At 71.5% G+C, this 13,959-nt stretch carries 7 protein-coding genes; all 7 read right to left on the bottom strand.

From position 1 onward, the window contains the following. Positions 1 to 6: 6 nt before the first annotated feature. A complete protein-coding gene (locus tag ACFC1F_RS03975; protein ID WP_209411121.1) occupies positions 7 to 948 on the bottom strand; it encodes an ABC transporter permease in 942 nt (313 codons plus the stop codon). Then, positions 941 to 1,885, bottom strand: coding sequence for an ABC transporter permease (locus tag ACFC1F_RS03980; protein ID WP_209411120.1), 945 nt, complete (start codon positions 1,883 to 1,885; stop codon positions 941 to 943). Before ACFC1F_RS03980 ends, ACFC1F_RS03975 begins: the two co-directional genes overlap by 8 nt. 89 nt (positions 1,886 to 1,974) lie before the next feature. After that, positions 1,975 to 3,609 (bottom strand): ABC transporter substrate-binding protein, encoded by a 1,635-nt coding sequence (locus ACFC1F_RS03985; protein ID WP_376155473.1) that lies wholly within the window; start codon positions 3,607 to 3,609, stop codon positions 1,975 to 1,977. Positions 3,610 to 4,038: 429 nt separating this feature from the next. Beyond that, a complete protein-coding gene (gene typA / locus ACFC1F_RS03990; RefSeq protein ID WP_376155474.1) occupies positions 4,039 to 5,907 on the bottom strand; it encodes a translational GTPase TypA in 1,869 nt (622 codons plus the stop codon). 286 nt (positions 5,908 to 6,193) lie between these two features. After that, on the bottom strand, positions 6,194 to 7,975 hold the full coding sequence (locus tag ACFC1F_RS03995) for an ABC transporter family substrate-binding protein (RefSeq protein WP_376155476.1): 1,782 nt from the start codon (positions 7,973 to 7,975) through the stop codon (positions 6,194 to 6,196). 93 nt (positions 7,976 to 8,068) lie between these two features. After that, positions 8,069 to 10,681: a SpoIIE family protein phosphatase gene (locus ACFC1F_RS04000; RefSeq protein ID WP_376155477.1), complete on the bottom strand. Its 2,613-nt coding sequence runs from the start codon at positions 10,679 to 10,681 to the stop codon at positions 8,069 to 8,071. A gap of 308 nt (positions 10,682 to 10,989) precedes the next feature. Then, complete coding sequence (locus tag ACFC1F_RS04005) at positions 10,990 to 13,734, bottom strand: SpoIIE family protein phosphatase (RefSeq protein ID WP_376155479.1); 2,745 nt, start codon at positions 13,732 to 13,734, stop codon at positions 10,990 to 10,992. Positions 13,735 to 13,959 lie beyond the last annotated feature (225 nt).

Below are 13,959 nucleotides of genomic sequence, written 5' to 3' on the forward strand. Positions count from 1 at the left end.
CTTCTCTCAGCGGAGCTTCGGGTCGAGGGCGTCGCGGACCGCGTCGCCGAGCATGATGAAGGCCAGCACGGTGACGCTCAGCGCGGCCGACGGGAAGAGCAGGACGTGCGGGGCCGCCAGGAAGCGGACCGACGCGTCGCTGATCATCAGGCCCCAGGAGATCTCCGGGGACTGCACGCCGATGCCGAGGTAGGACAGCGCCGCCTCGGCGCCGATGTAGACGCCCAGGCTGATCGCGGAGATCACGATGACCGGAGCGATGGCGTTCGGCACGATGTGCCGGAAGGTGATCCGGCTGCTGCTGGCGCCCAGCGCACGGGCCGCCATCACGTAGTCGTTGTGCTTGTTGGACAGCACCGAGGCCCGCATGATGCGGAAGATCTGCGGCCAGCCGAGGATCGCCATCACCAGCGAGACGGTGTAGGCGTTGCCCTTGCCGAGCATCGACATGATCAGCATGCCGCCGAGGAGCAGCGGGATGGAGAAGAAGATCTCGGTGAAGCGCGACAGGATGCTGTCGACGATGCCGCCCTTCCAGCCGGCCAGCAGGCCGAGGAGGGAACCGGCGACGGTGACCAGCAGCGTGGTCAGGACACCGACGATGATCGAGTTGCGCGCGCCCCACACCGTGCGGGTGTAGACGTCGCAGCCCTGCACGTCGTAGCCGAACCAGTGCTCGGCGCTCGGGCGCTTCAGGGAGTTGGCGAGGTCGCAGGCGCCGCCGTCGAACGGGCTGCCGTCGGTGAACCACCCGGGCACCGCGGAGATGACCAGGAGGAAGAACACCAGCACGGCGCCGATGATGAAGACCGGGTTGCGGCGCAGGTCGCCCAGCGCGTCCGACCAGAGACTGGCGACGCGCTCCGGCTTCTGGTTCTTCGCCGGGTCGGCCTTCGGGCTGTTGTCCTCGGGCTGGGCCTCGGGGCCCTTCGTGATCGTGTCACTCATAGCGGATCCTCGGGTCGAGCACGGCGTACAGCAGGTCCACGAGCAGGGTGGTGATGAGGTAGATCATCACCAGCAGGGTGACCATGCCGACGATCACCGTGCCCTGCTTCTGGTACACGGACTGGGCGAGCAGGCCGCCGATGCCGTGCATGTTGAAGATCTTCTCGGTGATGACCGCGCCACCCATCAGGCCGCCCAGGTCGGCACCGAGGAAGGTGACGATCGGGATCAGCGCGTTGCGCAGCGCGTGACGGCCGATCACCCGACGGCGCTTCAGGCCCTTGGCGACCGCGGTGCGGACGTAGTCCGCGCGCATGGTCTCCATCAGGCTGGTGCGGGTCAGACGGGCGACGTACGCCAGCGAGGTGGACGCCAGGACGAAGGCCGGCAGCAGGTAGGCCCGCAGGCCGTCCTCCTCGTTGAAGGAGACCGGGAAGAAGTCGATGCCGTAGTCGTTCTTCAGCTTCACGCCCAGCACCAGCTGGAGGATGAAGCCGGTGACGAAGACCGGGATCGAGATCACGAACAGCGTGCTGATGAGCACCAGCTGGTCGATGAACTTGCCCTTGCGCAGGGCCGCCATGACACCCGCCAGCACGCCCATGACCGCTTCCATGATGAAGGCGACCAGGGCGAGGTTGACGGTGTACGGGAACGCCTCACTGATCATGTCGGTCACAGCGCGACCGGTCAGGCTTTCACCGAGATCCCCCTGGAAGACCCCCGAGATGTAGTTCCAGTACTGGACCAGGAAGGGGTCGTTCAGGTGGTACTTCTGGCGGATCATCTCCGCCACGATCGGGTCGGCTCGCTTCTCGCCGGCCAGCGCCTGCACCGGGTCACCGGGCAGATAGTGGACCAACGCATAGATCAGCAGCGTCGCACCGAGCAGGACAGGGATCGCCTGTATCAGTCGGCGGATGACATAGCGGCCCATCAGACCTCCACACTTTCGGACAAGGAAGGGAGGCGGGAGGACTCGGACTGTGGTCCGGTCCTCCCGCCCCCGTTCGTCTGACTACCGGATCAGCCGGCGAGCTCGACGTCGGCCAGGTTCATGCGGCCCTGAGCGTCGGTGTCGAAGTTCTTGATCTTCTTGCTGTACGCCGCGGAGGACATGTAGGTGTACACCGGGATGTACGGCAGGTCCTGGACCAGGATGTCGTCGGCCTGCTGGTACAGCTTCATGGCCTCGTCGTCCGTCTTGGCCTGGTCGGCCTGGTCCAGCAGCGCCTCGAACTTGTCGTTGACGTAACCGCCGTAGTTCGAGCCGTTCTCGATCGCGACCTTGGAGAAGATCGGGCGCAGGTAGTCCTCGATCGACGGGTAGTCCATCGACCAGGCCATGCGGAAGGCACCCTGGTACTGCTTCGCGCCCAGCGCGTCCAGGATCTTGCCGAACTTCTCGAACGGCTTGAAGGTGACCTCGACGCCGAGGTTCTTCTTCAGCTGGTTGCCGACGGCCTCGACCCACTCCTTGTGGCCGCCGTCAGCGTTGTAGCCGAGCTCGATCGTGTTGTTCGGGACACCGCCGGCGGTGGTCCACAGCTCCTTGGCCTTGGCCGGGTCGTACTTCGCCGCGTCGCCCATGGCGCCCTTGCGGTAGCCCGGGATCAGCGGGTTGACGAAGTCGTCGGCCGGGACGCGGGTGCCCGAGAAGATGGTCTTGGTGATCGCCTCGCGGTCGATCGCCATCGAGATCGCCTTGCGGATCTCCGGCTTGCCGTAGGCGGCCGGGTTGCTGGCGATCGGGAAGCCGATGTAGCCGACGCCGGACTCCGGCTTGTAGATGTAGCGGTCGCCGAACTCGCTCTTGACGGTCGCCAGGGCCGAGATCGGGAGCTTGTCGGTGGCCTGGATGTTGTCGGCGCGCAGGTCGTTGTACGCGGTGTCCAGGTTGTCGTAGATCTTGAAGGTGACGCCCTGGAGCTTCGCCTTGCCGTCCGAGGCCGGGAAGTTCTCGTAGCGCTTGACCTTGATCTGCTTGTTGTGCTCCCAGCTGCCGTCCATCTCGAACGGGCCGTTGCCGATCGGCTTGTCGCCGAAGGCCTTCGGGTCGGCGTAGAACGCCTCCGGCAGCGGGTAGAACGGGTTGTACCCGAGCATGGTCTTGAACTGCGAGAACGGCGCCGACAGGGTGACGGTGAAGGTCTTGTCGTCGACGACCTTCAGGCCCTTGAGCTCGGTGGCGGTGGGCTTCTTGTCCTTGCCCGGGGCCAGCTCCTCGGAGCCCTCGATCTTCGCGAAGAAGGGGAGGCCCTCGGCGGCGTTGTCCTGGTTGGCGCCCCAGTTCCACGCCTTGACGAAGGACTTGGCGGTGACCTTCTCGCCGTTGTGGAAGGTGTAGCCGTCCTTCAGCTTGATCGTCCAGACCTTGCTGTCGGCGGTCTCGATCGACTCGGCCACGCGCAGGGTCGGGGCGTTGGTCTTGAAGTCGTAGTCGACCAGGCCGGCAAAGAGGGCGTTCTCGACCTCGGTGCCCTCCGACTCCGCGGTGTTCTGCGGAACCAGACCGTGCTGCGGCTCACCGAGCTGGACGGCGATGCTGCCACCGCCAGAAGAAGCCTTGTCTTCGCTCTTCGAGCTGGTGCTGCAAGCGGTAGCCGCGAGGGCGATAGCGGTCGCCGCGACGATCCACTTGGTCTGGGTTGCACCGCGCATGGGGGATGCCTCCTGAAATCGACTTTCCAACGAGGAGAGCACCGCGGGCGGCTGACGCCGCTTCCGTTGTGCCGTCCGCGCTCGTGGTTTCGGCGCGCACCCCTGCGCGTTAACCCTTGACCCGAGCCTGACTGCACCCACTATGTGTCACGCACGGACACGAAAGTGACCACTGCCGATCTCAATTAGGTCACATGAACGGTCGGTAAGTTTCGAAAATCGGACATATGAGGCATACCCAGACAGGCATTAAACGGACAGTCGTCATGAATGACGGACTGTCACGTTCGCTCAGCGGACACCCTGCCGTGGTAAGCGCTATTCCGTTTATACGCGCGTCGACAACTTGGAGTAGTGAAAAAGTTCGCCCCCCTCTCCACTGGAAAGGGGGGCGAACGATTCAGGCCAAAGGCCGGCTAAACCCGGTCGTCAGGCCTTCTTGGCGCGCGAAGCGGAACGGCCGCGCTCCTTCTGGTCCAGGACGACCTTGCGGATACGCACGGTCTCCGGGGTCACCTCGATGCACTCGTCCTCGCGGCAGAACTCCAGCGACTGCTCCAGCGAGAGCTTGCGCGGCGGCACCAGGTTCTCGGTGGTGTCGGAGGAAGCGGCACGCATGTTGGTGAGCTTCTTCTCCTTGGTGATGTTGATGTCCATGTCGTCCTGGCGCGAGTTCTCGCCGACGATCATGCCCTCGTACACCTCGGTGGTGGGCTCGACGAAGAGCGTGCCGCGCTCCTGGATGCCCATCATCGCGAACGGCGTCACGACGCCCGCGCGGTCCGCCACGAGCGAACCGTTGTTGCGCATCCGCAGCTCGCCGAACCACGGCTCGTGGCCCTCGAAGATGCTGTGCGCGATGCCGGTACCGCGGGTGTCGGTCAGGAACTGGGTCCGGAAGCCGATCAGGCCGCGCGACGGGACGATGAACTCCATGCGGACCCAGCCGGAGCCGTGGTTCGTCATGGTCTCCATGCGGCCCTTGCGGGTCGCCATCAGCTGGGTGATCGCACCGAGGTACTCCTCGGGGCTGTCGATGGTCATCCGCTCGACCGGCTCGTGGGTCTTGCCGTTGATGACCTTGGTGACGACCTGCGGCTTGCCGACGGTCAGCTCGAACAGCTCCCGACGCATGGTCTCGACCAGGATGGCCAGCGCCAGCTCGCCACGGCCCTGGACCTCCCAGGCGTCCGGACGCTCGGTCGGCAGCACGCGGAGCGAGACGTTACCGATCAGCTCGCGGTCCAGGCGGTCCTTCACCATGCGGGCGGTGACCTTGTGGCCCTTGCCGCCCTTGCCGACCAGCGGCGAGGTGTTGGTGCCGATGACCATCGAGATGGCCGGCTCGTCCACCGTGATGAGCGGCAGCGCGACCGGGTTCTCCAGGTCGGCCAGGGTCTCGCCGATCATGATCTCCGGGATGCCCGCGACGGCGCAGATGTCGCCGGGGCCGGCCACCTCGGCCGGCTTGCGGGTGAGCGCCTCGGTCATCAGCAGCTCGGTGATCTTGACCTGCTGGACCGAGCCGTCGCGCTTCATCCACGCGACCTGCTGGCCCTTGCGCAGCTCGCCCTGCTCGACCCGGCAGAGCGCGATACGGCCGAGGAAGTTGTCGGCGTCCAGGTTGGTGACGTGGGCCTGGAGCGGCGCGTCCTCGTCGTAGGTCGGTGCCGGGACGTGCTCCAGGATGGTGGAGAAGAACGGCTCCAGGTTCTCGCTGTCCGCGGGAACGGTGCCGTTCTCCGGCTTGGTCATCGAGGCGACGCCGTCACGCGCACAGGCGTAGACGATCGGGAACTCGATCTGGTCCTCGGTGGCGTCGAGGTCCAGGAAGAGGTCGTAGGTCTCGTTGATGACCTCGTCGATCCGGGAGTCCGGACGGTCGGTCTTGTTGATGCAGAGGATGACCGGCAGCTTGGCCGTCAGCGCCTTGCGGAGCACGAAGCGGGTCTGCGGCAGCGGGCCCTCGGAGGCGTCGACCAGCAGCACGACCGCGTCGACCATCGACAGGCCGCGCTCGACCTCGCCACCGAAGTCGGCGTGGCCGGGGGTGTCGATGATGTTGATCGTGATCGGCGCGCCACCCTCCTTGGGGTGGTACTTCACGGCGGTGTTCTTCGCGAGAATGGTGATGCCCTTCTCGCGCTCCAGGTCGTTGGAGTCCATCATCCGGTCGTCGAGGTGCTGGTGGGCGGCGAAGGCGCCGGCCTGCTTCAGCATGGCGTCGACCAGCGTGGTCTTGCCGTGGTCGACGTGGGCGACGATGGCAACGTTGCGGATGTCATTGCGCGTGGGCATGCTGAGCGGATTCTCCCGGAATCGTGGGTTACGGCGCCCGGCTGCGTGACGCCGACCGGCGATCCCTGTCGATCGCCGCCGCCCGTTCCGCCTGCTACTACCGGTCCACCCGCCGGGCAGGACATGCCACGGCTTCCTCCTATCGTACGGGGAACCGCCCAGGTGGGCCGAAACGAGCAGGTCGGGCGGGATCAAGATCACAGGTGGATCACGTCCCGTTCACCCGGCAGACGCCTCACTCCCTCCGTCCGGGCGCGGGCCTCCGCGGGCGCCCGGGCGGCCCCGGTCAGCCGGTGAGCAGACCGACGTCCTGGAAGCGGGGCCAGCCGTAGCCCCAGGCGCCCGCGCCGGCGATGCCGGTCCGGACGGCGACCAGCTCCGGGCGCTGGAACAGCGGCACCGAGTGGCCGAGCTGCCAGATCCGGGTGTCCGCCTCCTGGAGGAGGGCGAGGTGGGCGGCCGGGTCGAGTTCGGCGGTGGCGCGGTCGAAGAGGCGGTCGATCTCCTCCGTCCCCGAGCGGCCGTAGTTGGTGCCGGTCTCCAGGGCGCCGTCCGGACCGGGGCGGGGCTTGGCGTAGACGGGGCGCTGGTCGACGGCGGGGGTGGGGCCGGCCGGCCAGGAGAAGAGGGCGAGGTCGTAACCGCCGGTGGCGAGGCCGGTCCGGACGAAGGTCTCGGCGGGCACCGCCTGCGGGCGGACGGCGATGCCCGCCCCGGCGAGGCCGGCCGCCAGCGCGTCGGCGGTGCGGCGGGCGGTCGCGGAGTCCGAGGGGATCAGCAGGGTGAGCGAGAGCTGTCGGCCGTCCTTGGTCCGGGTGCCACCGCCCTTGGGCCGCTTCCAGCCGGCCGCGTCCAGCAGTCTGCCTGCGTCCGCCGGGCCGAGGGCGTCCGCGTTGTCCCGGTAGCCGTCCTGGTCGCCGGCGAACAGGTGGCTGCCGAGCGGGGCGGGGGCGAGGCCGAGCGGGGTGAGGGCGGCGTCGGCGATCCGCCGTCGGTCGACGGCCCGGGCGACGGCCTGCCGGACGGCCGGGTCGGTGAGCGGGGCGCGGGCGGCGTTGAGGGTGAGCTGGGTGAGCGAGGCCGCGGCGGCCCGGTGCACGGTGACGCCGGGCAGCGCCTCGGCCCGGCGCAACGCCTGGGTGGCGGCCTCGGCGCGGTCGGCCGAGGTGCCGGGCGCCGCCTGGGCCCGGTCGACGGCCGCGGTGATCGGTGCGATGTCCAGCCGGTCCTGGTCGAGCGCGTCGAGCCGGCGTTCGGGCGGGGTGGCGAGGAAGTCGATCCGGTCGGCCTTGGGCTGGTCCCCCCACCAGAGCGGGTTGCGGACCAGGGTGACCCGCCCGCCCGCCGGGTCGTACCCGTCCTGCCCGGAGAGCACGAACGGCCCGGCCGTCGGCTGCGGACCGCCGGCCAGCGGCCGGTTGAAGGCCGCCGGGGAGGCGGTCACGGCGGCGGGGTAGAGCGGCCCGAAGAGCGCCCGCCACTCGGCGCAGGGCTGCCGGAAGGTGACCTTGACCTCGGCGGGGTCCGCGCCCTGGGTGATCGAGTCGATCGCGTCGTAGCCGGCCGGGCGGGTGCCCGTGTAGGCGGGGTCGAGGCCGGAGAGGGCGGCCCGCTGGGCGGTGAAGTCGGCGGCCGAGAGCGGGGTGCCGTCGCTCCAGACGGCGTGCGGGTTGAGCCGGTAGGTGACGACCTGCGGCAGCCGCCCGGGCGGGGTGGACTCGGCGCCGAGCAGGTAGTCCGGGTCGGGGACGACCCGGCCGTGCTCGTCCGGCCGGAACAGCGCGGGGTAGAGGGCGTGCGCGAGCAGCGCCGAGTCGGCGGTCGCCGCGGACTGGTAGAGGTTCAGCGTGGTGGGGACGGCGTCCAGCGCCCAGCGCAGCGTGCCGCCGTCCCGGACCCCGGCCCGGTCGTACGGGCGGACGTCACCGGTGACGGCGGTGGGGGCGGCGGAGGACGGGACGGGCGCCGGGGTGCGGGCCGGGGCCGGGGCTCCGGAGCAGCCGGCCACGGTCCCGGTGGCGAGCAGCAGCGCGGCGACGGCGGCTGCGGTGGGCTGGCGGACGCGCATGGCGGCCATCGAACGCCGCCGGGCCGCGGCCCGGCCCGCCGACACGGCGGGCCGGCGGGCGACTGCACCCGGACGGCGGACAGCCCGTCCGGGTCAGAGCGACAGCTCGAACCAGACGATCTTGCCCTTGGGCGTGCGCCTGCTGCCCCAGCGCTCGGCCAGCAGGCTGACCAGCTGGAGCCCGCGGCCGCCCTCGTCGGTCTCCTGGGCACGCCGCTGGCGCGGCTGGGCGTAGCCGTCGTCCCAGACCTCGCAGACCATGGAGCTGTCGCGCAGCAGCCGGAGCCGGATCTCGCCCCTGCCGTGCCGCAGCGCGTTGGTGACGAGCTCGCTGACCAGCAGCTCGGTGGTGTCCACCAGCTCGTCCAGGCCGCGCGCCAGCAGCCAGCTGCAGGCCTGCTCGCGGGCCTTGGCGACGGAGGTGGGCTCGGGCGGCAGGAACCACTGGCCGACGGCGTCCTCGGGGAAGGCGTGCACCTTGGCCATCAGCAGGGCGATGTCGTCCTCGCCGTGGTGCGGGTTGAGCTCGCCGAGGACGTGGTCGCAGAGCTCCTCCAGGCCCTTGCCGTCGGCCGACAGCGCGGTGCGGAAGGCGCGCAGGCCCTCGTCGAGCTGGTGTTTGCGGCTCTCCACCAGGCCGTCGGTGTAGAGGCCGAGCACGGCGCCGTCCGGCAGGGTCAGCTCGACCTCCTCGAACGGCTCGCCGCCCACGCCGAGCGGCAGGCCGGGCGGCACGTCGAGCATCCGGGCGGGTTCGCCGGGGCTGAGCAGGACGGGCGGCAGGTGGCCGGCGTTGGCGAAGGTGCAGCGGCGGGTGACGGCGTCGTACACCGCGTAGACGCAGGTCGCGAGGTAGACCTCGCGGGCCTCCTCGTCGGCGGTCGAGGTGAGCCGCCCGTACGGGGCGGGCGGCGCCGCGGGCGCGGTGTCGTCGCCGAGGCCGCGGGCGATCTCGTCGAGGGCGGTCAGCACCTCGGCGGGGTCGAGGTCGAGCATGGCCAGGGTGCGGACGGCGGTGCGCAGCTGGCCCATGGCGACGGCGGCGCGCAGGCCGCGGCCCATCACGTCGCCGATGACCAGGGCGGTGCGGTTGCCGGGCAGCGGGATGACGTCGAACCAGTCGCCGCCGACCTCGGTGTTGTTGTTGCTGGGCAGGTAGCGGCAGGCGATCTCCAGGCCGCTGGCGGCCGGGTTGCCCGGGGGCAGCAGGCTGCGCTGGAGGATCAGGGCGCGCTCGTGCTCGCGTCGGTAGAGCCGGGCGTTGTCGATGCAGACGGCGGCCCGGGCGACCAGCTCCTCGGCGATGGCGACGTCGCGGGCGTCGAAGGGCTCGCTGCCGATCGCCCGGGAGAGCTGGACCAGACCGAGCACCTGGTCGCGGGCGACCAGCGGGACGATCAGCGTGGAGCGCAGCAGCGGGTCGGGCCCGGGCTCGGGGACGACGCTGCGGCCGGTGCGCAGCGCCCGCGCGTGCGGGGAGCGGCGCGGGTAGCAGAGGGTGCCGCCGGCTTCGGCGATCGGCAGGCCGGTGACCGACCCGAGCACCGAGGAGGCTCCGCCGACCACGCTGGAGACGGCGACCCGGCGCAGTTCGCCGCTGCCGTCGGTGAGCACGCCGTCGCCGTAGCGGCCGGCGCTGGGGACGGTCTCGCCGGAGAGCAGCGCGGTGTAGAGGTCGACCGTGGCGAGGTCGCAGAACGGCGGGACGACGACGTCCAGCAGCTCCTTGGCGGTGGTCTCCAGGTCGAGCGTGGAGCCGATGTGGGCGCTGGCCTCGTTGAGCAGCGCCAGGTTGCGGCGCACGCCGTCGGCCTCGCGCTCGGCCACGTGCCGGCTGGTGACGTCCGAGACCTGCCCGGCGACGCCCATCGGCCGGCCGGCCGAGCCGTCGAGCCGGTAGAGCGAGACGGCCCAGAGCCGGTTGCCCTCGCGGGTCGGGACGGCCGAGTGGAAGCGCAGGTCGAAGACGGGCTGGCCGGTGGCGAGCACCTTGCGCAGCGCGGCGGTCAGCCGGTCGGCCTCGGAGCTGGGGAAGAGGTCGTGCGCGGTGAGGCCTTCGAGGTCGGTGGGGGCGAGGCCCATCCCGGAGGCGAAGGCGTCGTTGACGCGCTGGAGCCGGAGCCGGTCGTCGAAGAGGATGAAGCCGGTGGGCGTCTGGCCGAAGACGGCCTCGGAGGCCGCCAGGTCGGTCTCGATCCGGCGCAGCCGGCCGAGGTCGACGGCGAGACAGGTGGCGCCCGCGGTGGGCAGCGCGGTGTCGGGCATCAGGTAGAGCTCGGCGAGGCCCTCGCCGCCGGTGGCGTCACGGTAGGGCGCGGTGCCGACCCACTCCTCGCCGGCCAGGGTGCGTTCCAGCCGGGCGCGGCCGCGCTGCCAGAGCTCGCGCGGCACGAAGGTGGTGATCGGGTCCGAGCCGACCGCCTCGACGGCGGGCAGGCCGAAGAACTCCGCGGCGCGGTCGCTCCACTGGCTGATCCGGCCGTCCGGGCCGATCGCGAAGGTGGCGACCCGGATGTAGTCGTAGATCGAGCCCGGGTCCCCGGCGCCCCACTGGCCGGTGCCGGCCGCCGGGCGGGCGGCCTGGCCCTGCCCGGGGGGTGCGGCCTGGGAGGCCGCCAGGGCGGGCAGGTGTGGGGAACCGGCCTGCCCGGGCACAGCGGCATGACCGCTGCTGCTCGGCGCACTACGCGCCGGGGTGCTGTTCAACGGACCGACCCCTCCAAACCCGCGACCGTCCGGATGTCGAGAAGACCGAGTATTCATCATCGAGGGGTACGTTCACACGCCCTCAACATCACAACATCAGATCGGGCGAAGGTTTTTGTCCTACCGCCCGCGCAACCACAATGCCACGCTCGCGCCCCCTTCCGGAGCGCGCGCTCCCCCCGGCCTCCCGTTGGCATATGCGGCTCCGTTCTACTCGCGTCCTGCTCGGCCCCGGTACCCGCCCGGCTGCGCCCGGCGGAGGACGTCCGCCCGCGCGCACCTCTTGACGGTTGGCTCGCCGCGTTCGCTCACGGCTCGTCGGGCTCATTACCCGGCAGTGGCTGCTCGAACCAGACGACCTTGCCCATGCCCTCCGCCCGGGCGCCCCAGCGGAGCGCGAGCCGGCGGACGAGTTCCAGGCCCCGGCCGCCCTCGTCGGCCTCGGCCGCGTGGCGTTCGCGGGGCGGGTCGGGCAGCGGGTCCGAGATCTCGACCAGCAGCGTCTCGCCCAGCGTCAACCGTACGCCGATGGGTGCGCTCGCATAGCGGACCGAGTTGGTGACCAGCTCGCTGACCAGCAGCTCCGCGGTGTCCGTCAGCGCCTCGACGCCCCACTCGGCGAGCGTGGCGCGGACCAGCCGGCGGGCCCGGGAAACGGCTGTCGGCTCCGCGGGCAGCGTCCAGCCGGCCGTCGGGGTGCCGGCCTGGCCGTGGCCGAGCCTGGCCAGCAGCAGCGCGACGTCGTCCGGCTCGCGGCCCTGCTCCATGGTGTCCAGCACCGCCTCGCAGGCGGCCTGGATCGAGGCGTGGGGCTGCTGGAGGACGGTGACCAGCCGGCCGAGGCCGACGTCGAGGTCCTTGTCCCGGGACTCCACCAGGCCGTCCGTGCAGAGGGCGAGCAGGCTGCCCTCGGGGATCTTCAGTTCGACCGCCTCGAACGGGACGCCGCCGACGCCGAGCGGGGCGCCGGAGGGCAGGTCGAGGATCCGCCCGGCGCCACCGGGCAGCGGGCCGCCGTTGCGGGTCGGCTCCTCGGCCCCCTCGCCCGGCACGATCAGCACGGGTGGGATGTGGCCGGCCTTGGCGACCGTCAGCCGGGCGGTGGCCGGGTCGAACACCGCGTAGACGCAGGTCGCCAGCAGGGCCTCGTCCGGCCCCTGGGCGAGGTCGTCGGCCAGCTCGTGGACGTGCCGCAGCAGCACGTCCGGCGGCAGGTCCAGGGCCGCCAGGACGCGCACGGCGGTCCGCAGCCGGCCCATCGTGGCGGCGGCCCGCAGGCCGTGCCCCATCACGTCGCCGACCACCAGCGCGGTGCGGTCCCCGGGCAGCGGGATGACGTCGAACCAGTCGCCGCCGACCTCGGTGCCGCTGCTGCCGGGCACGTACCGGTAGGCGACCTCCACGCCGGTCGGCTGCGGGACCTGCTGCGGGAGCAGGGTGCGCTGCAGCGTCAGTGCGGCGGTCCGCTCGCGGGCGTAGAGCCGGGCGTTGTCCAGCGAGCTGCCGGCCCGGTCGGCCAGCTCGACGGTGAAGGCGAGGTCGTCGCGGTCGAAGCCCTCGCGGTAGCCGGCCCGGCTGACCAGCAGCAGGCCGATCACGATGCCGCGGGCGCGCAGCGGCACCACCAGCATCGAGTGGACGCCCAGGTCGTGGGCGGCCTGCATCTTGGGGTCGCCCGGGTAGGTGACGTCGTCCAGCTGGTCGGCGCCGGAGAGCAGCTCCGGGACGCCCGTGCGCAGCACCCGGCCGCAGGCGGAGTCCTCGGCGAAGGTGATCCGGGCGCCGCGGCGCAGCATCACCTCGACCTCGGGGCCGTCCTGGACGGAGGCGGTGCCCAGCTGGAGCAGCGAGGTGCGCCGGTCGTGGCCGTGCCGGGGCAGGTCGTCCCCGTGCGCGACGGCCTGGAGCAGGATCACCGCGGAGTGGTCGGTGAGCCGGGGGACGACGGCACCGGCCAGCTCCTGGGCGATCCGGGAGGCGTCCAGGAGGTCGCCGACCCGGGAGCCGAACTCGTTCAGCAGCGAGAGCCTGCGCCGGGCGTGCTCGACCTTGGCCACCGCCCGGTAGCGCTCGGTCACGTCCATCACGGTGCCCGAGATCCCGAGCACCCGGCCGGCCCGGTCGGTCATCCGGCTGTAGGAGATCGAGCGGTAGCCGGAACGGGCGGTGACCGGCGAGGCGAGGGTGACGTCGATGACCGGCTCGCCGGTGGCCAGCACCTGGCGCTGGATCGCGGTGATCTCGTCGGCGGCCCGCTCGGGCAGGGTCTCGCCGGTGGTGAGCCCCACGTGGTCCTCGGTGGCCATGCCGTTCATCTCGGCCAGGGTCTGGTTCACCGCGGTGTAGCGCAGGTCGGTGTCGAGGATGGCGATGCCCAGGGGGGACTGCTCGAACAGCGCGTCGCGGACGGCGAGGTCCCGCTCGACGGCCCGGACGGCGCCCGCCTCGGCCAGGTTGACCTGGAGGAACGGGGTGCCGTCGCCGTCCACCAGCAGGGAGATCCGGGCGTCGAGGGCGACGGGTGCGCCGTCGCGGTCGCGCAGTTCGGCGGGGCCGGCCCAGCGGCCGTGCCGCAGGGTGTCCTGGATCGCCGCGCGGATCCGGCCGACCTGCTCCTCGTCCGGGATCAGCTCGTCGATCCGGCGGCCGACCAGCAGCTCGCTCGGCCAGCCGAGCAGTTCCTCGGCGGCCGGGCTCCAGAGGACCACCCGGCCCGCGGTGTCGAGGATCGCGATGGCGACCCTGACCACGTCGAGCAGGTTGCCCTCGTTGTGGTCGCCCGGGGCGCCCGGCTCCGGGCCGGGGCCGCCGGGGAAGGGCCGGCCGGGGCGGCTGCGGATGCCCGCCGGCGGGGCCGCGTCGACGACCACCAGGGGCGGCGCGGCCTGGTCCGGCGGCGGGGCGTCGGGGGCGGGGGCCTCCCCGCGGCGACGGCCGGCCGGCGGCTGCGGCTGGGCCGGGCGCGGGCCGCGGCGCAGCCGGGCGCGGGCGGCCGCGCTCCCCCCGCTGCCCGCGCGTCGCGCTCCCCCGCCGCCGTTACCGGTACTCGACACCGACGGGGCCTCCGGCTCTGGTCGGGATCGGCGGCGCCGGCTGGGGGCGGCTCACCGATGGTGACGAATAGTGCCGAAAAGTGACATACCCAGCAGAACCCAGGCTATCCCGGCTTCTGGGTCGGCTTTTCCGATTGACCTACCTGGCGTATTGCGCGTCGCGGCCACGACTGTTCCGCCCCCCCGCCTCCGCGGGTGCGGACGGGCGGCGGAAGGCGGCGGAGG

Origin of the sequence: Kitasatospora sp. NPDC056181 (assembly GCF_042266225.1) — a bacterium.
GTDB lineage: Bacteria > Actinomycetota > Actinomycetes > Streptomycetales > Streptomycetaceae > Kitasatospora.